At 47.5% G+C, this 24,216-nt stretch carries 20 protein-coding genes; 17 read left to right on the top strand and 3 right to left on the bottom strand.

Annotated features, from left to right (window positions below):
- Positions 1 to 51: 51 nt before the first annotated feature.
- Together cgtA and proB are read left to right on the top strand one after the other, a co-directional pair.
- Positions 52 to 1,134, top strand: a complete 1,083-nt coding sequence (cgtA, locus tag DFR28_RS00245; RefSeq protein WP_113953354.1) for an Obg family GTPase CgtA — start codon at positions 52 to 54, stop codon at positions 1,132 to 1,134.
- A complete protein-coding gene (gene proB, locus DFR28_RS00240) occupies positions 1,131 to 2,252 on the top strand; it encodes a glutamate 5-kinase (protein WP_113952299.1) in 1,122 nt (373 codons plus the stop codon). The genes cgtA and proB overlap by 4 nt, the downstream gene beginning before the upstream one ends.
- 203 nt (positions 2,253 to 2,455) lie before the next feature.
- Here the strand turns inward: proB and rpsT are convergent, their stop codons facing one another.
- A complete protein-coding gene (gene rpsT / locus DFR28_RS00235; protein WP_113952298.1) occupies positions 2,456 to 2,722 on the bottom strand; it encodes a 30S ribosomal protein S20 in 267 nt (88 codons plus the stop codon).
- A 236-nt stretch (positions 2,723 to 2,958) separates the two neighbouring features.
- Between rpsT and murJ the strand changes: the two genes are divergently transcribed.
- From murJ to DFR28_RS00155, 15 genes are all read left to right on the top strand, one after another.
- Positions 2,959 to 4,509 (top strand): murein biosynthesis integral membrane protein MurJ, encoded by a 1,551-nt coding sequence (murJ, locus tag DFR28_RS00225; RefSeq protein WP_113952296.1) that lies wholly within the window; start codon positions 2,959 to 2,961, stop codon positions 4,507 to 4,509.
- On the top strand, positions 4,509 to 4,910 hold the full coding sequence (locus DFR28_RS00220; RefSeq protein ID WP_113952295.1) for a DUF2203 family protein: 402 nt from the start codon (positions 4,509 to 4,511) through the stop codon (positions 4,908 to 4,910). Before murJ ends, DFR28_RS00220 begins: the two co-directional genes overlap by 1 nt.
- Positions 4,911 to 4,914: 4 nt before the next feature.
- Positions 4,915 to 5,841 (top strand): bifunctional riboflavin kinase/FAD synthetase, encoded by a 927-nt coding sequence (gene ribF, locus DFR28_RS00215; protein WP_113953353.1) that lies wholly within the window; start codon positions 4,915 to 4,917, stop codon positions 5,839 to 5,841.
- Positions 5,842 to 5,995: 154 nt separating this feature from the next.
- A complete protein-coding gene (ileS, locus tag DFR28_RS00210) occupies positions 5,996 to 8,830 on the top strand; it encodes an isoleucine--tRNA ligase (RefSeq protein WP_113952294.1) in 2,835 nt (944 codons plus the stop codon).
- Between the two features lie 49 nt (positions 8,831 to 8,879).
- Positions 8,880 to 9,377, top strand: coding sequence for a signal peptidase II (lspA, locus tag DFR28_RS00205; protein ID WP_113952293.1), 498 nt, complete (start codon positions 8,880 to 8,882; stop codon positions 9,375 to 9,377).
- Positions 9,374 to 10,303 carry a 4-hydroxy-3-methylbut-2-enyl diphosphate reductase gene (ispH, locus tag DFR28_RS00200; RefSeq protein ID WP_113952292.1) on the top strand — a complete coding sequence of 310 codons (930 nt, stop codon included), beginning with the start codon at positions 9,374 to 9,376 and terminating at the stop codon, positions 10,301 to 10,303. The genes lspA and ispH overlap by 4 nt, the downstream gene beginning before the upstream one ends.
- A 156-nt stretch (positions 10,304 to 10,459) precedes the next feature.
- Positions 10,460 to 10,984, top strand: coding sequence for a GspH/FimT family pseudopilin (locus tag DFR28_RS00195; RefSeq protein WP_113952291.1), 525 nt, complete (start codon positions 10,460 to 10,462; stop codon positions 10,982 to 10,984).
- A 28-nt stretch (positions 10,985 to 11,012) separates the two neighbouring features.
- On the top strand, positions 11,013 to 11,741 hold the full coding sequence (locus tag DFR28_RS00190) for a type IV pilus modification PilV family protein (protein ID WP_211316792.1): 729 nt from the start codon (positions 11,013 to 11,015) through the stop codon (positions 11,739 to 11,741).
- Positions 11,741 to 12,601, top strand: a complete 861-nt coding sequence (locus DFR28_RS00185) for a PilW family protein (protein ID WP_113952290.1) — start codon at positions 11,741 to 11,743, stop codon at positions 12,599 to 12,601. Before DFR28_RS00190 ends, DFR28_RS00185 begins: the two co-directional genes overlap by 1 nt.
- Positions 12,602 to 12,643: 42 nt before the next feature.
- On the top strand, positions 12,644 to 13,162 hold the full coding sequence (locus tag DFR28_RS00180) for a pilus assembly PilX family protein (RefSeq protein WP_147250883.1): 519 nt from the start codon (positions 12,644 to 12,646) through the stop codon (positions 13,160 to 13,162).
- A gap of 42 nt (positions 13,163 to 13,204) precedes the next feature.
- Positions 13,205 to 17,224, top strand: a complete 4,020-nt coding sequence (locus DFR28_RS00175; protein WP_113952288.1) for a pilus assembly protein — start codon at positions 13,205 to 13,207, stop codon at positions 17,222 to 17,224.
- A gap of 29 nt (positions 17,225 to 17,253) precedes the next feature.
- Positions 17,254 to 17,667 carry a type IV pilin protein gene (locus DFR28_RS19965; RefSeq protein ID WP_113952287.1) on the top strand — a complete coding sequence of 138 codons (414 nt, stop codon included), beginning with the start codon at positions 17,254 to 17,256 and terminating at the stop codon, positions 17,665 to 17,667.
- Positions 17,668 to 17,791: 124 nt separating this feature from the next.
- Positions 17,792 to 18,811: a sensor histidine kinase gene (locus DFR28_RS00165; RefSeq protein ID WP_147250882.1), complete on the top strand. Its 1,020-nt coding sequence runs from the start codon at positions 17,792 to 17,794 to the stop codon at positions 18,809 to 18,811.
- A gap of 13 nt (positions 18,812 to 18,824) precedes the next feature.
- Complete coding sequence (locus DFR28_RS00160; protein ID WP_113952285.1) at positions 18,825 to 19,553, top strand: LytR/AlgR family response regulator transcription factor; 729 nt, start codon at positions 18,825 to 18,827, stop codon at positions 19,551 to 19,553.
- A complete protein-coding gene (locus DFR28_RS00155; RefSeq protein WP_113952284.1) occupies positions 19,541 to 20,158 on the top strand; it encodes a transglycosylase SLT domain-containing protein in 618 nt (205 codons plus the stop codon). Before DFR28_RS00160 ends, DFR28_RS00155 begins: the two co-directional genes overlap by 13 nt.
- A gap of 34 nt (positions 20,159 to 20,192) precedes the next feature.
- On the opposite strand, the gene gcvP is transcribed toward DFR28_RS00155, so the two are convergent.
- Together gcvP and gcvT are read right to left on the bottom strand one after the other, a co-directional pair.
- Positions 20,193 to 23,030 carry an aminomethyl-transferring glycine dehydrogenase gene (gcvP, locus tag DFR28_RS00150; RefSeq protein WP_113952283.1) on the bottom strand — a complete coding sequence of 946 codons (2,838 nt, stop codon included), beginning with the start codon at positions 23,028 to 23,030 and terminating at the stop codon, positions 20,193 to 20,195.
- Positions 23,031 to 23,043: 13 nt separating this feature from the next.
- Complete coding sequence (gene gcvT / locus DFR28_RS00145; protein ID WP_211316791.1) at positions 23,044 to 24,204, bottom strand: glycine cleavage system aminomethyltransferase GcvT; 1,161 nt, start codon at positions 24,202 to 24,204, stop codon at positions 23,044 to 23,046.
- Positions 24,205 to 24,216 lie beyond the last annotated feature (12 nt).

The raw sequence follows: 24,216 nt of genomic DNA, 5'->3' as shown, positions 1-24,216 counted from the left end.
ATTGCTAAAATAAAACAAACATTGATCTACAAAACCGTTAAAATCCGCGGTATGAATTTTGTAGATGAAGCAGAGATTTCCGTAAAAGCGGGTAACGGTGGGCATGGCGCCCTGAGTTTCCGTCGGGAAAAATATATCCCTAGAGGCGGACCAGACGGTGGCGACGGTGGTCGCGGTGGCAGTGTGCTACTGCGTGCCGTAGAAGGCCTTAATACCTTAGCTGATTTCCGCTTTGTACGGCATTACCAAGCTAAAGGCGGTCAAACCGGCGGCGGCAAAGTCAAAACCGGCCAAGGCGGTGACGATCTGATGATCGACGTGCCGATCGGCACCATGGTGTATGACGCTCAGACCGAAGAGCTGATTGCCGACATGACCGAAGTAGGCGAGGTTGTCCGAGTTGCCCAAGGCGGTGACGGTGGTCTGGGAAACACCACGTTTAAATCTAGTACTAACCAAGCGCCGCGTAAGATCACTAAGGGAAAACCCGGTGATTCGAGAACTTTGCGGCTTGAGCTTAAAGTATTGGCCGACGTTGGCCTGCTTGGTTTGCCGAATGCCGGAAAATCAACCTTCTTAAGGTCTGTGTCGCAAGCCACACCTAAAGTGGCGAACTATCCGTTTACCACGTTGCATCCAGAATTGGGTGTCGTAAGTTTAGGGATGGGTAGCAGTTTTGTTATTGCCGATATCCCCGGGCTGATCGAAGGCGCATCTGAAGGCGCGGGCTTAGGAATTCAGTTTTTACGGCACTTGGCTCGAACCAAGTTATTACTTCACATCGTTGATATAGCGCCATACGGTGACGAAGACGCTGAGCTAGTGAACGACGTGCGGACTATTGTCGGCGAATTGAAGCAATACAGTGAGCAAACTGGTGCTGAGTTGGATCAGCTTGACCGCTGGTTAGTGATCAATAAAACCGATGTCGTGCTTGAAGAAGACCGCGAGCGAATTGTTAAGGAGTTGCTGGCCGAATTGGACTGGGATGGTCCGGTATACACCATTAGTGCAATTAGCCGTGATGGCACTCAGCAGCTTTGTAATGACATCATGAATTATATTGATGCTGAACTTAAGGCCGCTGAGAAAGAAGTATTTGTTTCAATACCTGATCCTAACGAAGTGGTATGAGCGAACGAAGTGCAATTAAGGATAAGCGTCGCTGGATTATAAAAGTTGGCAGCGCACTGCTCACCAACGATGGTAAAGGATTGCATATTCCGGCTATCACGGAATTAGCTGAGCAAATTGCATTTTTGCGTGACAAAGGCATCGACGTAATTTTGGTGTCTTCTGGGTCAGTTGCCGCTGGCGTGACTCAGTTAGGTATGAAAGCCCGGCCGGTTAAAGTTAATGAATTGCAGGCCGCCGCCGCCGTAGGTCAAGCTTCATTGGTTCGGCATTATGAAGATGCTTTTCAGCCTTATCGAATCAATATTGCGCAAGTGTTGTTAACACACTCGGATATCGCTAATCGAGAACGGTATTTGAATGCCCGAAGTACGCTGATTAAGCTCCTTGAGTTGGAAGTGCTCACCGTGATCAACGAAAATGATACCGTTGCCACCGATGAAATTTGTTTTGGCGATAATGACAGTCTGGGCGCATTGGTGGCGAATCTAGTTGAAGCCGATTTGTTGGTAATCTTGACCGATCAAAACGGGCTGTATACTGCCGATCCGCGGTCTAATCCGGATGCTGAGTTGTTGTTTGAGGCGCAAGCCGATGATGAATCATTAATGGCCATGGCCTCTGGTGGCAGTAAGCTGGGTCGCGGTGGCATGTTAACTAAGCTATCGGCGGCGCAAAAGGCCAGTCGGTCGGGTGCCTCCACAGTAATCGCAAACGGTCGTGAGGAGCGCGTATTAGAGCGGCTGTATGCCGGTGAGCTGCTTGGCACTTATTTGCATGCCAGTGAGCGTGTTGCCTCGCGTAAACAATGGATGGCAGGGCAAATGAAAATTTCCGGTACGCTGCACTTGGACGCGGGCGCATCAAAGGTGCTTAAAGAAGCCGGAAAAAGTTTACTGCCGGTCGGTGTTACCTCGATTGATGGACAGTTTAAGCGCGGCGAGTTAGTCAGTTGTGTTGATCCAGAAGGTAATGAGGTAGGTCGCGGTTTGGTGAATTACCATGCCGACGAAGCGAGCAAGATTATTGGCAAGCCCAGTGAGCAGATTACTGAAATTCTGGCTTACGGTGGCCCCGATGAGTTAATTCATCGCGACAACTTGGTTGTCCATCGATAGTCTCAGGCGCGCGAGTCATGACCGGGCAAGCGGATGGATCAAGCTGTCCAGTCTTATTGGAAGTTCAGCTCGACTAAATCGTTATTTAATATCTCAGCGTGTTTTAGCTAAAATGGCTTAGCCAATAAAAGCTTAGCCAATAAAAGCTTAGCCAATAAAAAAGGACCCAGTTGGGTCCTTTTTTGGAAACAAGTAGTCGCGTATTAGGCGGCCATTTCTTTCACGCGTTTGTTCAGACGGCTTTTCAGACGAGCAGCACGATTTTTATGGTGCAGGCCTTTGATCGTTGCTTTATCGATCATTGACACAGAAGCCACATATGCTTCGTTTGCTACTGCCTGGTCGCCGGCTTCAATCGCTGCATCCAATTTTTTGATTGCTGTACGAACAGCAGAACGCTGCGAATGATTACGCAATCGACGAACTGAATTTTGCTTGGCGCGTTTACGCGCTTGCGGTGAATTTGCCACGTTTATTTACCTCTTAAAATCGAATCGGGAATATGCAGATTTAGAAATTAATTGTCAAGGGTTAAACCAAAGTAATCGACTTTGATGGTCGTGTATTCTAACTTTTCTGCTATGTCAGCGGTTATACTTGCAAAAAAATGACCATACCTACTAAATAACGCTGTGTGAAGACCCAATGCTGATCCTGTCAAGTTTTGCTGGCTGTCGCCGCTCGAATCCACGATAGCCATAAATAAGTGTCCAAGAAATTACTAAAATCGACGGCTGTCGTCAGCCTGATGACGCTGCTTTCGCGTATCAGCGGCTTGGTCCGTGATGTGGTGATGGCCAATATATTGGGTGCCGGGTCACTGTCTGATACGTTTTTCGTTGCGTTTCGGATTCCCAACTTTTTGCGTCGCATATTTGGTGAAGGTGCGTTTTCTCAAGCGTTTATTCCGGTATTTAGTGAGCTGACTGAACGCAACACCGAAGAGGCCCGGCGTTTTGTTAACGCAACCACCGGTGTGCTTGCGGTTGCCACTTTATTGCTGTCCACACTGGGGATTGTCTTTGCGCCCGAGATAGTCGTGTTGTTTACGCCTGGATTTGCCGACGAACCGCTCAAAGTGGCGCATACTGTCGAAGCTCTGCGCATTATGTTTCCTTATCTGTTTTGTATTTCCTTGGTCGCGATGTCGGCTGGAATTTTAAACACCACGAATCGATTTGCAGTACCAGCCGCCACGCCGGTCATTTTGAATCTGTGCATGATACTTGCATTGCTAGTGTTGGTTCCGTTGTTGCAGGATGCGACCAAAGCGCTGGCGATTGGTGTATTAATCGCCGGAGTTGTGCAACTATTATTTCAATTGCCGAGTTTACGTGCGGCGGGTTATTTGCCGCGCCCCGTTTTGACCTTAAAGAATGCGTCAACGCACCGAGTGTTTACCCTGATGTTGCCTGCGATATTCAGTGTGTCAGTGGCGCAAATCAATACCATTATCAACACCATTTTGGCATCGTTTCTCGCCGCTGGTAGCATTTCGTGGCTGTATTACTCGGAACGCTTGATGGAGTTCCCAGTTGCGGTGTTTGGCATTGCGCTAGCTACTGTGGTGTTGCCCAGCTTGTCAAAGGAGCACAAATCCGGTTCCGCTGAAGGGTTTGCTACCATGCTTGATTGGGCGCTGCGTTGGGTCATTTTGATTGCCACGCCTGCAACGTTTGCATTGTATGTATTGGCGACACCACTACTGACTACGATTTTTCAATACAATCAGTTTACGATTGAGTCAGTTCAAATGTCCGCCTTGTCGCTGCAAGCTTACGCGGTGGGCGTGAGTGGGTTCATCTTCGTTAAAGTGCTGGCACCAGGTTTTTTTGCTCGCCAAGACACCAAAACGCCGATGAAGATCGCGATTGTTTCGGTGTTGAGTAATGTGGTGCTAAGTTTGTCGTTGGTGGGAACTTATAAGCATACCGGCTTGGCTCTGGCTATTTCATTGGCGGCATGGGTCAATGCGTCGCTGTTATTCAGCGTGCTTTGGTGGCGTGGTATTTATCGGCCGCAAAGCGGTTGGTTGGGGTTTATTCTCAGAGTTGGCTTGGCGGTGACGGTGATGGTGGTGGCTATTCAAGCTTTGAATAGCGCGCCGGAGGTCTGGTATGCACGAGACTTGTTAACGCGTTTTGCGCACCTTGTGTTGCTGGTTGGGGTTGGTGCCGTCAGTTACTTTGCGACCTTATTCTTGACAGGAGTTCGACCACGTCAATTGTTGTTAGCGCCAACCTCGACCAAGCCGTAATGCCAGCCTTGCAAACTGATATTGGTCAACGCGATAAGCTTTTCAATCTGGTGGAAGCGCGCGAATTACTGCCGCTGGTGCAGGTGATTACTAACAAGCATCACGAAGAGTTGTCGCCGATCCGGTTACGCTTAGAAAAAATGTTATCGAATGATCCGCGCAGAGCCTCAGTCGAGCAGCAGTATGAGCAAGTGGTTTCGCGTTGGCGAGATAAGATAGAGTTGCTCGGTGCGCGCGTGTCAGGACTTTGGGTGGTTGAGTTTAATGTTGGCGAGGGATGTTTGTCATGGCGTTACCCCGAACTTTACTTGGGTTCGTTTCGGACGCATGACAAGGCTTTATCAGATCGCCAGAACCTTACAGACTATATAGAGGAATTTGACCCTGATTGGGCGTGTTGAAATTGTGGAACTGATAACTGGAATAGATAAAATTGAAGACCGCCACGCTCCGAGCGTCGTGTCGATAGGCAATTACGATGGTGTGCATCGCGGGCATCAGTTCGTGATTAAAACGTTAATCGCCCATAGTCAGCGTTTGCAAGCGCCAGCTACGGTAATCACTTTTGAACCGTTAGCGAAGGAGTTCTTTGCGCCCGGCTCAGTAGAGCGCATCACTACGATTGAGGAGCGGGCGCAACGCTTATTTGAACTGGGTGTTGAGCGTGTGTTGTGTATTCCTTTTGATACAGATTTTGCCGCTTATTCGCCGGAAGGTTTCGTGAATGATGTTTTGCTTGACGGACTGGGTGTGCGGCATGTTTGCGTTGGTGATGACTTTCGTTTTGGTAAAGCGCGTGCTGGTGACTTTGATTTGCTACAACGCATTGGTCGAGATGCTGGATTTGAAGTATCGGCGCACGAAACGTTTGAGTTGGCAGGGTGCCGCGTAAGTAGTGGTCGTATACGAACGGCGTTAATCGCCGGAGATTTTGAGTTAGCCGAGCGATTGCTGGGGCGGCCCTATACCATTCAAGGTAAGGTTCAGGTGGGGCAGCAACTGGGGCGTACTTTGGCGTTTCCAACCGCTAATATCGTGTTGCCAGAGATGGTGTTGCCAGTTGATGGTGTGTACGCAGTTTCTACTCGAGTGCAGGGCGCGGAGGTGGCTGGTGTCGCTAATGTTGGGCGCCGCCCGACTGTCGATGGCAAGGAGAATCGGCTGGAAGTTCATTTGTTTGATTTCGATGCCGATATCTACGGCCAAAACATCGAGGTTCGGTTTGTCGCGAAGTTGCGAGAGGAAGTTCGGTTTGACTCAGTCGATCAATTGAAAGCGCAAATTCAACGCGATGCCCGAGCTGCGCGGAAAATATTTGCTGAGATGCGCTAATAATGTAGAAATCTGCATAAAAATCTTCGATTGCCACAGCTTCAGGTTGGTGGTGAGTCGTTAACTAACATAAAATACCCCATTAACCTCAAACTGGCGGCGCGATCTATTTCTGCCAATGTTGAGCAACGCGATGTCAAACCGATCAAAAATAATGACTGTAGAAAAACCAGGAAGTCAGTACAAAGATTCTATTAATTTACCCAAGACTTCATTTCCAATGAAAGCGGGCTTACCTAACCGTGAGCCACAGATTCTTAAGAAATGGGCAGAATTGGATGTATACCATGCGCTGCAGTCGCAGCGGCAGAATGCCGAGTCTTATGTATTGCACGATGGACCTCCATACGCTAATGGGAATATTCACATCGGACATTCGGTTAATAAAATTCTAAAAGACATTATTGTTAAGTCGCGCAACCTGCAAGGCTTTCGAGCGCCATATGTGCCTGGCTGGGATTGTCATGGCTTGCCGATCGAAATTCAGGTTGAAAAGAAACACGGTAAAGCCGGTCAAAAAATTGACAAAAAAGCCTTTCGACAGAAGTGTCGGGAGTACGCGCAACGTCAAGTGGAAACGCAAAAAGCTGATTTTATTCGGCTTGGTGTTCAGGGCGATTGGGAGAACCCCTATTTGACGATGGATTTCGTGACTGAGGCAAATATTGTTCGCAGCTTGTCGAAAATTGTCGAAGCGGGGCATCTTTACCACGGCTTAATGCCAGTCTATTGGTGCCCAGCCTGTGCGTCAGCACTGGCTGAGGCGGAAGTAGAGTATCAAGACAAGGTATCGCCAGCGATTGACGTAACGTTTGCGGTGGCTGACGAGGCTGATTTCGCTAAGCGAATTGGCTTGGCCGCTGATCAATTACATGACCCGTGCGTGGTTATTTGGACTACCACGCCATGGACTTTGCCTGCCAATGAAGCGGTATCGCTACATCCTGAGCTAAATTATGTATTGGTGGCGACCGGTGGTCGTCAGTTGATATTGGCGGAAGACTTAATGGAATCCGCCTTGGCGAGATACGAGTTGGAGGCTGGCACGGTGTTGGCGCGGTTTACTGGCGCAGCGTTAGAGCTATTGAGTCTGAAGCATCCGTTTTACTCTAAGCAGGTGCCGGTGATTTTAGGGGAGCATGTTACTACTGAGGCTGGAACCGGTGCTGTGCACACCGCGCCCGCGCATGGTGGCGATGACTTCGCTGTTGGCAAGCGTTACGACATTCCGGTTAACAATCCAGTTAGTTCTAACGGCACGTTTCTCGAGTCTACTGAGCTATTTGCTGGCGAATTTGTGTTCAAAGCTAATCCGCATGTTATCGAGGTTTTAGCAGAGCACGGCGCATTGCTAAAACACGTCGAGTATTCGCATAGTTATCCGCATTGCTGGCGCCATAAAACCCCGATGATTTACCGTGCCACGGCGCAGTGGTTTATCGGTATGGAGCATTTGTCGGGCGACAAAGGCTTGCGTAAGCAGGCGATCAAGGCGATCGATACGGTAGATTGGGAGCCCGATTGGGGTAAAGCACGAATCACCACAATGGTGGAAAATCGCCCCGATTGGTGTGTCTCACGACAACGCAACTGGGGCGTGCCAATTGCGATTTACTTGCATAAAGAAACGGGTGAAATGCACCCGAATACTATCGAGTTGATGGAGTTGGCTGCGCAACGAATTGAGCAGCAGGGTATTCAAGCATGGTATGACCTAGATGATCGTGAGTTGCTAGGTGACGACGTCGATGCCTATGACAAGGTGACTGATACCCTTGATGTATGGTTTGACTCAGGTGTTACACATCACAGTGTGGTCGATGCGCGAGAAGAATTGCGACGGCCGGCCGATTTGTATTTAGAGGGCTCAGACCAGCATCGTGGCTGGTTTCAATCGAGTCTGTTGACCAGTGTGTCAATGAACGGTGCAGCGCCGTATAAGACCGTGTTAACTCATGGCTTCACGGTCGATAAAGATGGCAAGAAGATGTCCAAATCACTTGGCAATGTGATGGCCCCGCAAGAGGTTATCAATACGCTAGGGGCGGATGTGTTGCGACTTTGGATCGCCGCAACGGATTATCGTAGTGAAATGACCATCTCGCAGGAAATTCTACAACGCACCAGTGAATCGTACCGCCGAATTCGCAATACGGTTCGTTATTTGCTCGGCAACTTAGACGGTTTCGAGCCATCACAAGTATTGCCATACGACGAGTTGCTGGATATTGATCAGTGGGCGGTGCGGTTGACAGCGCAGGTCCAAAAGCAGATAGAAGCGTCGTACCAAAGCTATCAGTTCCATCAAATCTATCAGCGCCTGCACCAATTTTGTGTGGTGGATATGGGCGGTTTTTACTTAGATATCCTAAAAGATCGCTTGTATACCACGGGGCAATCGTCGCAAGCTCGCTTGTCAGCTCAATCGGCGATGCAGCACATTCTAGAAAGTTTGGTGCGGTGTCTGGCGCCAATTTTGAGTTTTACCGCCGAAGAAATTTGGGGGCATATGCGCGGTGAGCGCGAGCAGTCAGTGCTATTTGCTACGCGCTATAGCGAGCTTGATGAGGTGCCGGCTGATCCCGTTGATGACCAGCGTTGGAAAACCATCATCGACGCACGAAATGAAGTCGCTAAGCAAATCGAAGTGACTCGTACGCAGGGCAAAGTGGGTTCTGCGCTCGACGCTGGTGTCAGTTTGTTCGCAAAAGCCGAAGTTGCGACCGCGCTTGAGTCGGTGTCCGATGAGTTGCGGTTTATTTTGATTACGTCGGCAGCGACGTTGGCGCCATTTGATGACGCGCCAAGTGATGCGGTGCAGAGCGAGATCTCTGACCTGAAGCTGAAAGTGAGTGTGTTAGAAGATCAGAAATGTGTACGATGTTGGCATCGTCGACCGGACGTTGGCTCGATTTCGGCTCATCCTGAGTTATGCGGTCGTTGCGTTGAAAATATTGAGGGCGACGGCGAGGTTCGGCGTCACGCTTAAAGCGTGATTGTGCGGATTTTCACTAAAGTAGCGATTTCAAAGATAGATTATGCAAAAAACACAAAGTAGTAATTTGAAGTGGCTGTGGTTGTCGCTAATTGTGATTCTTGTCGATCAGCTGACAAAGTATTGGGCGGAACACATACTTGGGCCGTCTGGCGTTGTTGAGATATTGCCTGTTTTTGATTTGTCATTAGCGCACAACACGGGGTCCGCATTTGGTATGTTTAGTGGCCCTGGCATCACGCAGCATCTGTTTTTTGTTACCTTAGCGCTCATTATCTCAGTAGTGTTAACGGTGTTTATCAAGAATCTAAAATGGTTTGAGCGTCACCTTGCGTTAGCTTATGCGTTGATTATTGGTGGCGCCATTGGCAATGCAATTGACCGCGTGATATATCAGTATGTGGTCGACTTTATTCATTGGTTCTACCAAGGGTGGCATTACCCTCATTTTAATGTGGCCGACATGGCAATCTTTGCTGGCGCAGCGCTATTAATCGCTGAGGCGTTTGGCAAACCATTTTTAAATCAAAAGGCATCATGAAAATATTACTAGCAAACCCCCGTGGATTTTGTGCTGGCGTTGATCGCGCTATCGACATTGTTGAGCGTGCGCTGGAGCTTTTTGATGCGCCGATCTATGTGCGCCATGAAGTAGTGCATAATCGTTTTGTGGTCGATGACCTTAAAAATAAAGGTGCGGTATTCGTTGATGAATTAACTGAGGTTCCCGATGGTGCAACGGTGATATTCAGCGCGCATGGTGTCTCGCAAGCAGTGCAAGATGAAGCAGCGAGTCGTGACCTAAAGGTGTTTGACGCCACCTGTCCGCTGGTGACTAAGGTGCATATGGAAGTGAAACGGTACCGTGATCGACACACCGAAATCATACTGATTGGCCATGCCGGACATCCTGAAGTCGAAGGTACTATGGGGCAAGCCAATTCTGGGATGCATTTAATAGAAGAGCCTGATGATGTGGGTCGTTTGCAGGTGACTGATCCTAATAATTTGGCCTATGTGACTCAGACTACATTGTCAGTCGATGATACGCGTCGGGTTATTGATGCGCTTAAAGAGCGCTTTCCAAGCATTCAAGGCCCAAGAAAGGATGATATTTGTTACGCCACGCAGAATCGGCAGGATGCCGTTAGAGCGCTATCGAGAGACGCTGATGTGGTGATTGTTGTTGGCTCGCCCAATAGCTCTAATTCTAATCGTTTACGTGAACTGTCCGAGAATATTGGCGTGCCAGCTTATTTGGTGGATGAGCCGGGTCAGATCGATCGTAGCTGGTTTGACGGCGTCGACGTAGTCGGAGTTACCGCAGGGGCATCGGCGCCAGAGATTTTGGTGAAGCGCGTAATTGATCAAATTAAGCATTGGGGCGGCACCGTTGTAAACGAAGCCAAAGGTCCAATTGAAAATGTGTCTTTTTCGCTGCCAATCGAATTGCGCGTAGGTTCTTAATTGCATCGTTAGCTGGAGCTTCGATGAGGAAAGGCTTGGTTGATTGACCGTTAATCGGACGATTTTCGCCGCTCGTCCATAATTATTTGAAACCTAACCCGCTGAACGCGTAAGCTCTAGCCTGAAAATAAACGTATCTGCTATTGGCGCCCGCGCATGTTAATTGAATACCCGAAAAGAGTTGAGTCAGGAAGAGGCTTCACGATTATTGAAGTGATCAGTGCTTTGGCGTTGTTGGCTGTGCTAGTCGCACTAGCCGTGCCGAGCTTTTCTGACTTTATGCGTCGTCAAAATGTCAAGGCGCAAGCAACTAACATCGGTTCCATTATGAGTTTGGCGAGAACAACGGCCATCTCTCGAGGTTCCGTCGTTCGTGTGTGTTGGAATAACACCAACTCGAATATTACCGATAGTGGCGTAATCGTGGAACCTGGCGATATGATGGCAAAAGTAGCTCCCGCCGAAATACTTCAAGTTGTGAACTATCAAGTTGAGAGTTATTTTGTCGATGATGATCTAGTGGCTGACTGCCTCAATTTTGATAGTCAGGGGCGTACCACGGCAGTGGTTAATTTTGCGGTTTGTAGCAAGAAAAATCTTGTTGATGATTCCTTGATGGTAGAGCTTGGTCGTATGGGGCGTGCGCGTGTGTCAAAAAATGGCACGTTGGATTGTCAGTAAATGATTATTTGGTGTTCAGATATATAAAATGGAAATACAAAACAAATTACACGGCTTTTCTCGAGCTGGAATGCAGTTTGAGAGTCAGCGAGGCGCAACCCTAATCGAAGCGATGGTGTCACTATTGATTTTTTCGGTTGGGGCATTGGGTATTGCCGCGATGCAAACAACATCATTAGTCAGAGGTGACGATACCAAGCAGCGATCTGTAGCGATTTGGAAAGGTCAAGAATTAGTGGATCGGATGCGTTCGACCAAAACCATTGCTGACCCTGACGGGTTGTTGGATGAATATTTGACGGAAATAGGTGCTTCTACCGCAGCGGCCATAGGGTCTTACACTGCAAAGGGGGCATACTCATGTCCGGCAAGTGCCCCAACTCGATGTGATGACCAGCAAGGTTCAGCGGCAGGTACGTGCTCAGCTTCAGATATAGTTAAGTTTGATGTATGGAGTGTGATTTGCGATCCGATTACCGGTGCTTCTGTTGGGCCTGCCGGCGTCGCAGATGATTCGTCGTTCAAACTCAAGAATCTTGATATCGCGTTAGTCGCAAATGATGTGGATTTTGATAGTAATGGCACAGTAGATAGTCAAGAGTACTTTCTCTATTTTGAATGGCTTGCGCGAAGTGCGGAACAAAACTCGAACATTCAGGCTAGTAGCGGAGCAGCCAAGACTATTGTGACAGAGCTCTGTGGTACCGATGTAAATGTTGATACACGGTTAGATGCATATTGCTTGAGGTTTCATTAATGAGTACTTTCAAAACAGAAGCGCATACGGTTAAGCCATTTGTTCGCGCCAATTCCGGCTTTACTCTCGTTGAGTTACTGGTCGGGCTATTTTTGTCGTTGTTTATCGGCGGTATGGCGTTAACGTATATGGTCTCTTCGTCCCGAACCTTTCGCATCCAGACTGGCGATAGTATTTCGCAAGAAAACGCGCGATTTGCATTGGAAATTATTTCACAGAATTTACGTTTAGCGGGTATTAACCCGAGTAACTCCTTCGCCAATAAATTGGATGTCGTTTATAACGGCGATAATTGCCCCGCGAATGAGTCGAGTATCTCAAATGGGGATTCTCAAGGGTGTACCGTGGACGAACTTGCGAATAATTCAGATCGCATAGCAGTAGATTTTATTGCGGATAGTAGTTTTACTGGGTGTAATTTTGCAGCGGTAACGGTGCCGCTCGGCATCGAGAAGAGATACGCCAATGTATTTTGGACTGCGGACCTCGACAATGACGGTGTGCGATCGCTCTACTGCCAAACTTACAATATCACCGATAGTCAAATCGAAGGCCCAGCAGCGCCATTGATTGATGGTGTTGATCGGTTGCAAGCGCAATATGGCGTTGATAACGATCAGGATGATGTGATCGACCGCTATCAGTCGTATACGAACTTAACGCCAGCATTCTCAAGTCGAGTAAAAAGTATTCGATTCGCGCTTTTGGTAGGTAGTGGCGTTGACCTAGATGCAGGCGCAAACACTGAAGATAATATTGAACGTAAATACCAGTTGTTAGACGGTCCGGAAATCAGTATTACCGACCGAGTCAAACGAGAAATTTATTCAACCACAGTAATGTTGCCGAATGGCATGTAGTTCATTGCGCAGCGATTTATACGAGCGAATACCCAAATGAAAATGTCAAAACAATTTTCGATACACAAGATAAGCGCACAACGTGGCGCGTCGTTGTTGATCACTATGGTTGTACTAATAGTGTTAACAGTAATTGCGGTTACAGCGACTAACAACAGTCAAACTCAAGCATTTATGGTCCGTAACAACCAGTTTCGATTGGAAACATTTAATGCCAGCTATGCGGAAATAGACGCTCAGATCGACACTATTAATAAGCGCAAGCTGAGTGATGGTGTGCCGTCATACATTATCGCTATGACTGACAATGCTGTTGGCACTACGGTGACGCCTGCGAATTCGGATTTAGAGATTTATGCGCCGGTGCAAAATACGTACATGACTAAAGTGGCTGAACAAAGCTATCGCGGCAATTGTGCTGTGTTCGGTCAGCAGCTTGGCGCTGGTGCAGAAAAAATCCGCTGCAATGAAATTAAGATCTTGGCTGACTCAAAAATGGTTAATACCAAAATCGATTCGACTCAACATCAGGTTTACGAGTACAGAACACTTGCTGAATAAACCGACCATATATCTCACTTGCCTCAGAGAGGGGTAGACTTCATGAAAAACACTAAAACAATACAATGTCTCTTAGATCGAAAGCGTCTTATGGGATTCCAGCGCAACACGATTGTCAGTGCATTTGCGTGCATATTCACTCTCGCCTCTGGCACCGGCCAGGCTGAGGATATTGAGATATACACTGGTGTGGTTAGCGGCGGTACTGGCGCAATACAAACTAATCCTGATTTTTTCCCGAATGTGTTATTCATATTGGATAACTCAACCAGTATGGGGGAGACTGAACCCAACCTGGTTGGTTATATTGATGAGAGTCCTGATACTGGCGGTGGTGGATGTAATGTCGATTTATCTAGCTACGATCCAAGTTTCGATTATTCATTTGGAGTAACGCCAAATGATTCAAATATATACATATATAAAGACGGCGCTTCTGGAGATAATTACAGTGGCAAATATGTGACTGAGGCTCAAAACCACTGTCAAGCGTATCGTGATGAATTTAATAGCGCGACATCTAATTACCCTGTATTTCGTGATAAGTTAGTTCAGTTTGGTTTCAGAAGCGGGTCGAATACTGAGTATGGTTGGGACGACGATATAGACAACTTAGATACCGACCCCGTGTCAGGTGTTGAGTGTCAGGATGATAATCGTGATCATGGGCATAATACGGTTAATACCTACACTAACGATAGACCTCGTAATACCAATGGTGCTGAAGATAACTCGACCATGACAGCACACTATTTTTCACGTAATTCTGGAGATGGTGTATACAGGGATACTGAAAATGTATATTGGGTGGCGAGTAACTATCATCAATACTTGCAGCTTACCAGCGGGAACACGCTACCACCTGAGTCCTGTTCAAAGGATGGAACCGCTAAGGTACGTGGCTATAAACTAGCCAAGTTGGGTGCCGAAGACGAGCCTGTAGAGGTTGATTACAAGGCTCAAGCTTGTGGCGGGAATTCTAAGGATAGAGATGCTGATACTGGTTACAGTCAATATAAGAACATGTATTTCAAAGTCCAAGATGATGCAGACCCTGACCTCTATGCGGTGTATAAATGTATTACACGTCTAGAGAGTATGAAGACCGCGCTAAAGAATTCTTTAGCGGATACGTCAAAAGTAAATGCTGGCTTAATGCGCTTTAATGAAAATTCTAGCAGTGCTCGAAGCGGAGGCACCGTTGCCAAGGCTGTATCTAATATGAATGTTGATGCAAATAAAACGGCATTGCTGAATGAAGTTGAAGCAATTGAGTTTGGAAAGTTTACACCTCTGGCTGAGTCTATGTATGAAGCGTATTTATACTGGGCAGGAAAGAACATAGAATATGGTCATAAAACACTTAAAGGCAGCTACGGAGAACACGCGACATTCAATGTAGATTGGGAGGACAAAGCGACATATGATCGTACCGAGTATATCACGGACCCTGATGCTATTGATCCGACTAACTCAACTAAGTACAAGTCGCCGATAACTAGCCAATGTCAAGCTAATAGTATCGTTATGTTATCGGATGGCGACCCGACTAATGACAACAATGCAAACTTAAAAGTAAAGGACGTGATCGGTTCTGCTTGTAGTACTTGCGCAGACGAGCTGTCGCTTTACATGGCGAATCATGACTTGTCAGACTTGCCCGGTGTTATCGCTGAAGTTAACACGTATACGATTGGTTTTAACCTGTCCTCTAGCTACTTAGCCAGTATTGCGAATAATGGTCGGCCTGACGATGCACTGCCAAACTCGGGGTACTTTGAAGCTACCGATCTGCAGGGCTTGGAGTCTGTATTTCGTTCTATTCTAGACGGAATTTCTAACGCGGATTCAGATGTGTTCTCTGCACCGGCGGTCACGGTTAATGCTTTTAACCGTTTGCAAAATAAAGAGGATATCTACTACGCATTGTTCAAGCCTGAAAATAATTCACGGTGGGACGGCAATGTAAAGAAATATAAAGTTACCGCCGATGCGAAGATTGTGGATGCAAATTCTCAAACTGCGATTGGTTCTGACGGATTTTTCCATGAAGATGCACAAAGTTACTGGTCTACTTCGCCAGATGGCGGTGAAGTGAGTGATGGTGGTGCAGGGGAGCATATACAGCCGGCCAGAAAACTGTTTGGAAATGTTGATGGTTCGACGATTGTGTCTTTGAGCGGAGCCGACCAAGTTGCTGCTGTTGAACAATTTTTAGAACAAACCGCACGCAGACCAGCCGGTGACGCGATTCCGTCTATCGATATTGGTGCAAGGGGGGGAGACCCTAGTGCGATTGACGCTAATCAGGTGGCAATCGCGAGTTGGACCCTTGGCTATGATGTTGACAATGAGCTTGGCAATGGCGCTACACTGACTAACCAGTACATTGGCGAGAGTTTACACGGAGTTCCTTATGTGTTGAGTTTCGGCGCAACTGAAGCCAATCCGAATGACATTGTTTTTTATACTTCGAACCAAGGTATGTTGCATGCGATCAATGGTGCAGATGGTACAGAAGCATGGTCATATGTCCCAGATAGATCATTATTCAGTAACTTGGGCAACTATTATAATAAGGATAACAATGGAAAAACTTACGGGCTAGATAGCGAGATCGCCTTTTTGGTTCGACGTGATGCCAGCAGTGCAGTAAGCAGAGCACACCTGTTTTTCGGGCAACGACGTGGCGGCAATAAACTTTTCGCTGTTGACGTTTCTGATGCAACTGATGTGGCTAACCCTGTGAGCAAGCTTTGGACTATCGAAGGCGGCTCAGGCGACTACGCTAGATTGGGGCAAACTTGGGCCGAGCCAGTGGTCACAAAAGCGAATTATTGTGAAGCTGGAGTTGGCGGTGGTGCCGAGGTTTGTGGACTACGTGATGTGTTGTTTGTTTCCGGTGGTTATGATGAGCAATATGATACCCCCACAGCTAGTTTGAGTTCGCTGTCAAACAACGTGCTCGGCAACTCGGTATATATGATTGATGCGGCGACTGGAGAATTGCTCTGGATGGTTGGTAAAACAGTGGTTAACTCTACTCGTGACCTGACTATTCCTGAAATGACTCACAGTGTGGTGTCAAAACCGACCGTGCTTGACGTCAATAAAGATGGCGCGGCTGACATGCTATTTTTTACTGATATCGCTGGGCAAGTGTTCAGAGTTGATTTTCGGGCAGCAGCGCAAGATGAAAACGATATTTCGGCATCTGACAACTCACAAAACGACTCGGTTAAAGACGCTGATGGCACCACGAACGTCACTATCGACGATGTAGCTGGTGGCCTAATAGCTGATTTACAAGTCTCAGGTGTTAATCGTCGTTTCTACAACCCAGTTGATGTTACATTATTGCCAGAGGTGCGGGCTGATGATGGCACATTAGTTGCCAGCGCTCGATACGCTTTGGTTACGGGGACTGGGTATCGTGCAAGCCCACTTACTACTGAGGGCTTCTCAAATCAATTCTATGTGTTGTACGATAAAAACGTTACGCAGCCTCTTTATGATGAAGAAGTGTCGCCTAGCTCTGATTCTGACTCTGTTAAAGAAGCCGTTTATACTTACGTAGAAGGTTCCTCGGTTTGGGGAAAGATTGGCGCATCCGACTTGGGATCTGCGTTCCAAGCTGGAGGGAATGGCTATTCGATTACAATTAATGGTGTTGGCGAGAAGTTTATAAATCCAACACTAATTAGTGATTTTAAAGCCATTGCGGTGTCTTATCTGCCTGCAGATAATAATGCGGCAAACTTGGGTGATTCGTGCAATGCCGGATTGGGTACATCGAAAGCTTATGCATTCAACTTATTGAATGGCGGCGTTGAGGTGACTGAGCTCGAAAAACCAGGTATTACAGCTACGCCGGTGGTTATTTATGTACTCGATACTATTACCGTGATGGTAGATGGTGTCGCAACTCAGCAAGAGGTTTTAAAACCCATTGTTATTATTGGTACTGAACCATTTGATGGTGAAACTCAATTTGGGCTCAGTAACCTGAATTTGGGTAAGGCTGATAAAAAAGTATGGTGGGAAGATGGTCGTGCACGCTAATTCCAATTACCTAATTGAGGAAAAATAATATGACTCGATATCGCCAAACAACTGGCTTTACCTTGATTGAGTTGCTGATAGTGGTTGCGGTGATTGGGATTCTGTCTGCAATTGCTATTCCCACTTACTCTCGATACGTTGTTAAAGCTAATCGATCAGAGGCTCAGGCGAGCCTTACCGAAATTATGTTTGAACAAGAGCGCTATCAAAGCCGTAAACGAACTTATGTAACTGACCTTACAACACTGGGCTACGCTGTTAGCCCGGTGATTACTGAAAATGGCCATTACAGTGTTGCTGCTGCAGCGTGTCCGACGTTGTTAATAGCTGACTGTGTTTTGTTGACGGCTACGCCAGTTGCTGGAGGGTTTCAGGCGTCGCATGGTGAGGTAGCTTTGACGTTGAACTCTCAGGGAGTTAAAGGCGGTAAGTGGCGTCGTTAGGTCGGCATTTTGAGTTAATCTTCAGTGCTACAAGGTACGCGTTTGTCAGCAGGTGACTTTCAGATATTAAGGTATGTGCTGATTATGGTGTTGGTGAATAACGCCTTGAGTTCTGGGTAGTCTTGTGTCTACCCTCTCTCGGCGTCTCGTGCTTCCTAATTTTTGCCGAAATACCAGTATCTTAATCGTCGTTTTAGTGACGCAATTGGTCATTTCTGTTGTGTGGCTATCGCAGACGACGACTCCCAAATGGCAAGAATTTGCTACGTGGTCTCTGTACGCTCAATGGATAGTAATTGGCGATTGTTTCTTTTTGTGTTTGCTACGTGAAGTCATCGCTAAACGGAAATTTGCGATTGGAGCTCTAACTGTTGTAGCGGTGTGCAATGCGTCCGTGCTGGTGGTTGAGTTAGCATCACAGTACGCACTTAGCGGCCCTTATAGTACTCAGATCGACTTCTGGCGAGTGGCGCGACTGATGCTCGCATCTACCATCGTATGCTTGTTGTTAATTCGATTTTTCGTGCTTCTTGATACTTTAAATGAGCGCAGTCAAGCTGAAGCGCAAGCGCGAATTCAAGCTTTGCAGATGAGAATTCAGCCACATTTTCTATTTAACAGCCTGACAACGATCTCTGAACTAGTAGCGACCCAGCCGGACAGTGCTGAGAAGGCTATTGGTTCACTGTCTATGCTGTTTAGGGCAGGTTTAGAGAATGAGCGTAAACGGCATACATTAGAAAGTGAGATTAATCTTTGTCAAAGATATTCTGAGCTCGAGCGATGGCGATATGAGGATCGTTTGACCATTACCTGGCAATGCGGAGTGAACGACCCAAGTGCATGGGGAGTACCGAAGCTGATACTTCAGCCGTTGATCGAGAACGCGATATTGCATGGTGTTGAGTCCGATGGCACCATTAATATTACTGTAGATATTCGGGAATCTGCTCGCCATTTGTCGCTAATGATCGAAAATGGTAAGGGAGAGTCGACTATGCTTCACAAGGGGCATGGGATAGGCCTGGCCAATATACGAGAGCGACTATTCGTTCTATATGACGATCAACAGCATGTTAAAGTTGTCGATAAAGATCAAAAATACTCTGTCATTATCCGGTTTCCGAAACAAGCTTTGAGTTAGAGGGCACATTTATATGCAGATACGGGCCGCCGTTGTTGATGACGAACCGCTTGCTCGAGCGAGGTTAAAGAGACTGCTACAACAATGCGATGTCAATGTTGTAGCGGAAGGCGTGAATGGCCAAGAGGCAGTAGATATGGTTTCCCAGCACGCAATCGACATACTTTTTATTGATATCAATATGCCAGTTAAAAATGGATTGCAAGCTGTGCGAGAAATGGATTTGTTAGAGATTGATTTGCCCGCAGTGTGCTTCTGTACTGCCTATAACGAGTTCGCTCTGAAGGCGTTTCAAACTAACGCCATAGCGTATTTATTGAAGCCTGTACAATTAGACGACATTCGTGCTGCGCTGACCAAAGCGGCTCAGTTCAATCGATATCAGCTGAATAGTTTATTGCAAAAAAACGTAGCTACTAAATCCATTTCTCTATGTCTTCACGGCGCTTTAGAGAATGTTCCTGCGAATAGGGTGTTATGTTTTAAGGCGATTGAAAAAAATATTTTTGCCATTCTGGATAGTGGGGAAGAAGTTCTCGTTCAGAAAACCTTAAAGGAACTCGAGCAGGAGTATTCTGAGGTGTTCATAAGAGTACATCGAAATGCTTTGATGAATATGAATGAAGCTCATCGTTTGGAGAAACTACACGACGGTCAAAACACAGTAGTTTTACGAACCCTCGACCTAAGTTTGCCGGTCAGTCGTCGTCATTTGGCACAGGTGAAAAAATGTTTTCGATAAGAATTTTGCGTTTGCTGGTAGTCGCTAGTATCTGCGGCTTGCTGATAGGTTGTGCGAGCAGGCCACTGAGCAATAAAGAAGATGTCTGCGCGATCTTTAATGACAAGCCACATTGGTATCAAGCGGCTAAGCGAAGCACGGAGCGCTGGGGCGGGCCGATTCATGTGCCAATGGCAATCATTTATCAAGAGTCTACTTTTACCGCAGACGCTAAACCTAAGATGCAGTATTTCTTAGGCATTATTCCAACTGGTCGCCCAAGCGATGCCTATGGCTATGCGCAGGCATTGAAAAGTACTTGGCGTGAATATGAGATAGCAGTCGGTTCACGATCGCCTGACCGCGATGATTTTTCAGATGCGGTGGATTTTGTGCTTTGGTATATGAATGTGACCTATCAACGCAATGGCGTTTCAAAATGGGATGCTTACGGACATTATCTCAATTACCACGAAGGTCAGGGTGGTTATTCCAGAGGGTCTCATCTGAGCAAGCAATGGCTACTTAATACCGCTAAACGAGTAGACACGCGAGCCAAAAAATTTGCTACCCAGCTCAGTCAGTGCCGAGCGGAGCTGGATAGCAAAAAACGTGGTTGGTTCTAATTTAACTTAGCGTTTAATAATAATTAATAGCGGCTTATTCAGACGCTTCGTATTCACTCATCGACGGGCATGAGCAGATTAGGTTCTTGTCACCATAAACGTTGTCAATACGACCGACCGGTGGCCAGTATTTAACGCTGTAATCTGATTCGGGATCTGGATGGCAAGCTGCAAGCCGCGAATAGGGTACATCTAGATTGTCTTGCAACACAAAGTCCATGGTATGCGGAGCGTTGCTCAACACCGAATTATCAATCGGAACGTCGCCGTTTTTCACTGCCGTGTATTCGTTAAAGATTCCTTGCATTGCACGACAAAAACGATCAAGTTCCGCACGTGATTCGCTTTCCGTTGGCTCGATCATCAACGTGCCTGGAACCGGAAAGCTCATGGTTGGCGCGTGAAAACCGTAGTCGATCAAACGTTTGGCGATATCGTCAACCGATACACCATGGTCTTTCATTGGGCGAGTATCGATAATGCATTCATGCGCGACTAGCTCAGCATTACCGGTAAATAAAATTGGGTAGTTCGCCTTCAACTCATGCGCCATGTAGTTAGCGCTTAAAATTGCGCATTGGGTAGCCTTGCGTAATCCGCGTGCGCCCATCATTCTGATGTACATCCACGAGATAGGTAAGATGCTGGCGCTACCGAACGGTGCGCCACTAATTAGTGCGCCAGTTCGTTCAGTATTATGCTCGTCTTTTGGTAAAAATGGCGCTAAGTGTGAGCGAACGCCAACCGGGCCAACACCTGGGCCGCCGCCGCCATGTGGAATGCAAAATGTTTTGTGTAGGTTTAAATGTGAGACGTCGCCACCAAACTTACCAGGCTGTGCCACACCGACCAAGGCGTTTAGGTTGGCACCGTCAATGTATACTTGCCCACCAGCTTGGTGTACTGCTTCGCATACTTTGGTTACGTCCTCTTCGAATACCCCGTGAGTAGAAGGGTAGGTGATCATAATCGCTGCTATTTGTGCAGGATTAGCATCAATTTTTGCCTGTAAATCTATTAGATCGACATTGCCGCGTTCGTCGCATTTAACCACTACCACTTGCATATTCGCCATTTGCGCACTGGCCGGATTAGTGCCGTGCGCAGAGCTTGGTATCAAACATATGTTGCGTTGCTGGTCACCATTTGCCTCGTGGAATGCTTTGATTGCCAACAAGCCGGCATACTCGCCTTGCGAACCCGCATTGGGTTGTAGAGACATGGCATCGTAGCCGGTGCAAGCACATAACATTTCCTCGAGTTGAGCAATCATTTTCTGATAGCCCAGTGTTTGGTCGTGCGGCGCGAACGGGTGAATATTTGAGAATTCAGGCCAAGTAACCGGCGTCATTTCCGATGCGGCATTGAGCTTCATGGTGCATGAACCGAGCGCGATCATGGCTCGGTCTAGTGCAATGTCTTTGTCTGACAGACGTCGTAAATAGCGCATCATTTCGGTCTCACTGTGATATTTGTGAAACACGTCTTGGGTCATGTATGTGTCGCTACGCAACCAGCGATCTTCCGCTGTTGATGCCATGTCCAACGATTGCTTGCTGGATCCGAGAATGTTAAGCAACGACACCACGTCAGCCTCCTCGCAGGTCTCATCCAGCGAAATAGATACCGTGTTGTCGCTGCGCTGATTAAGGTTTATGCCCTGTTTTACAGCAGCACTAACGATGTCGGCAGCTTTGACGTCGTACAGCGTGACGGTGTCGAATACCACTTCATTAGTCTGAATTCCGAATGCCTTGCATTCGTCGCGCAGCGTATTCGCTAACTGGTTTACTCGTTGGGCGGTGGAGCGCAGGCGAGTTGGTCCGTGGTAGCAAGCGTATAAGGTGGCCATAATGGCAAGTAATGCTTGTGCGGTGCAGATATTAGAAGTGGCCTTTTCTCGTCGGATATGCTGTTCGCGCGTTTGTAATGCTAAGCGGTAAGCCGGGTTGCCATGCACGTCTATCGATTGACCAACAAGGCGACCAGGCATAGAGCGTTTGAATTGATCGCGCACGGCGAAAAATCCCGCGTGTGGGCCGCCAAAGCCAAGCGGCACGCCGAACCGTTGTGAGTTCCCGATGACAATGTCTGCGCCTAGCTCTCCGGGCGACTTCAATAAGGTTAGCGCCAATAAGTCGCTAGCCATAATCACCAGCGCGCCGTTTTCGTGCGCGGTATTACACAAGTCGGTTAGCTCAGTGACGGTTCCGTAAGTATCTGGGTATTGTACGATGACGCCGAAAGTATCGTCCCAAGACTCCGCAGGGCTAGTTTCGTCGAATTCGACTAATTCAATGCCGAGCGGGGTAGCGCGAGTTCTCAATACTTCCAGTGTTTGTGGATGACAGTTTTTTGAGACTAAGCAGCGGTTGCGCTTACCGCGTAGCGCGCGATGTGCCAAAGTAAGTGCTTCACCGGCGGCGGTTGATTCATCGAGTAAGGAGGCGTTAGCGATGTCCATACCGGTTAATTCTGTCACCATGGTCTGGAAGTAGAATAGAACCTCCAAGCGGCCCTGCGAAATCTCCGGCTGATACGGAGTATAGGCCGTGTACCACGCTGGGTTTTCTAACACATTGCGCTGAATGACTTTAGGCGTATGCGTGCCGTAATAGCCTTGTCCAATCAGTGATTTAAGCACTTTGTTCTGTGCCGCGAGTTGCTTAAGTTCCGCTAACGCCTGCTCTTCGCTTAGCGCGGGTTTAAGGTTCAGCGCTGCGTCGTCTGCAATGCTAGCGGGAATTACTGTATCAGTTAAATGGTCAAGTGATTCATAACCAAGTACGTCGAGCATTGATTGGATATCTGAATCGTTTAGCCCAATGTGTCGATTGGCAAAATGGTCTTGAGGAAAAGTTACTTTTGACATGAGGTATTCTCGATTAGTTGGTTGCTGAGCCGTTTTTGACAAACGGAAATCGCGCAACCACTGCATTTAAATGTTTTTGTCTAACGGCAATTTGCACGGTTTGGCCAATCTCGAGCTTTTTATCGACGCGTGCCAGTGCAATAGATTGCTCAAGCGTGGGGGAATAGGTTCCGCTGGTCACTTCGCCAATCACTTGATCATCTAGTACCACAGATTGGTGGCCACGCAATACACCACGGTCAGTCAAAATTAAGCCTACTAGGTTTTTTTCAGACGGCTCTATCAGTGCTTGTTTACCAACAAAGTCGCGTTCTTCCTTCAAGCTAACAGTCCATTCCAAACCTGACTCTAACGGTGTATGCGTTTCATCTAGATCGTTGCCGTGTAATGCCATGCCTGACTCAAGGCGCAGGGTATCACGTGCGCCAAGTCCGCAAGGTTGTACTCCGGCTTCTATAAAAGCACTCCAGAGTTGCTTGGCTAGATCGGCTGAGACAATGAATTCGACACCGTCTTCACCGGTGTATCCAGTCCGGCCAACGAATTCTGTACCCCAATAGCGGCCTTCAAAACGCGATAGCTCTCCGACGATATTAGCAAATTCGGCGGGCAGTATTTCGGCACATTTTGCTAATGCGTCGGGGCCTTGAACAGCTATTAGCGCCAGCTCTGGCTGTTCGGTAAAGGTGATGTCAAAGCCGGATGCCTGTGTGGCAACCCATGCCATGTCTTTTGCATTGGTGGCGGCGTTAGTTACTAAGCGGCAATGGGTGTCGCTCATGTAGTACGTGATTAGGTCATCGATGACACCGCCTTGTTCATTCAGCATGCAGCTGTAAAGTGCTTTGCCGGGCGTGTTGGTGACTTTGGCAATATCGTTTGCTAACAGCTGGCGGAGAAACGGGATGGTGTCTGCGCCATTGATGTCGGAGACAGTCATATGTGAAACATCAAACATGCCACATGCGTTGCGCACGGCATGGTGCTCATCTATCTGAGAACCATAATTAACTGGTAGCGCCCAGCCACCAAAATCGACTATTTTGGCGTTGAGTGATGTGTGTAGGTCATATAGCGGAGTTGTTAAAAGACTGGAGGGATCGGACATAGAGGCACCGGCGGCGAAACGTTGAATGGCGCACCACTGCAGCATCTCATCGCTGAGATCATTCAATGATACGATCGT

This window comes from Arenicella xantha (genome assembly GCF_003315245.1).
Taxonomy (GTDB): Bacteria; Pseudomonadota; Gammaproteobacteria; order Arenicellales; family Arenicellaceae; genus Arenicella; species Arenicella xantha.
Note: the sequence above shows the minus strand (reverse complement) of the source record. Positions and strands in the feature narration are given on the sequence as shown.

Bases quoted from the DNA above. Each gene is read 5' to 3' on its own strand.
- ileS (WP_113952294.1), top strand. From the start codon at position 5,996: ATGACTGTAGAAAAACCAGGAAGTCAGTACAAAGATTCTATTAATTTA.
- DFR28_RS00155 (WP_113952284.1), top strand. From the start codon at position 19,541: ATGTTTTCGATAAGAATTTTGCGTTTGCTGGTAGTCGCTAGTATCTGC.
- gcvP (WP_113952283.1), bottom strand. From the start codon at position 23,030: ATGTCAAAAGTAACTTTTCCTCAAGACCATTTTGCCAATCGACACATT.
- DFR28_RS00175 (WP_113952288.1), top strand. From the start codon at position 13,205: ATGAAAAACACTAAAACAATACAATGTCTCTTAGATCGAAAGCGTCTT.
- cgtA (WP_113953354.1), top strand. From the start codon at position 52: ATGAATTTTGTAGATGAAGCAGAGATTTCCGTAAAAGCGGGTAACGGT.
- proB (WP_113952299.1), top strand. From the start codon at position 1,131: ATGAGCGAACGAAGTGCAATTAAGGATAAGCGTCGCTGGATTATAAAA.
- DFR28_RS00160 (WP_113952285.1), top strand. From the start codon at position 18,825: ATGCAGATACGGGCCGCCGTTGTTGATGACGAACCGCTTGCTCGAGCG.
- ispH (WP_113952292.1), top strand. From the start codon at position 9,374: ATGAAAATATTACTAGCAAACCCCCGTGGATTTTGTGCTGGCGTTGAT.
- lspA (WP_113952293.1), top strand. From the start codon at position 8,880: ATGCAAAAAACACAAAGTAGTAATTTGAAGTGGCTGTGGTTGTCGCTA.
- DFR28_RS00220 (WP_113952295.1), top strand. From the start codon at position 4,509: ATGCCAGCCTTGCAAACTGATATTGGTCAACGCGATAAGCTTTTCAAT.
- DFR28_RS00180 (WP_147250883.1), top strand. From the start codon at position 12,644: ATGTCAAAACAATTTTCGATACACAAGATAAGCGCACAACGTGGCGCG.
- DFR28_RS00195 (WP_113952291.1), top strand. From the start codon at position 10,460: ATGTTAATTGAATACCCGAAAAGAGTTGAGTCAGGAAGAGGCTTCACG.
- DFR28_RS19965 (WP_113952287.1), top strand. From the start codon at position 17,254: ATGACTCGATATCGCCAAACAACTGGCTTTACCTTGATTGAGTTGCTG.
- DFR28_RS00190 (WP_211316792.1), top strand. From the start codon at position 11,013: ATGGAAATACAAAACAAATTACACGGCTTTTCTCGAGCTGGAATGCAG.
- DFR28_RS00185 (WP_113952290.1), top strand. From the start codon at position 11,741: ATGAGTACTTTCAAAACAGAAGCGCATACGGTTAAGCCATTTGTTCGC.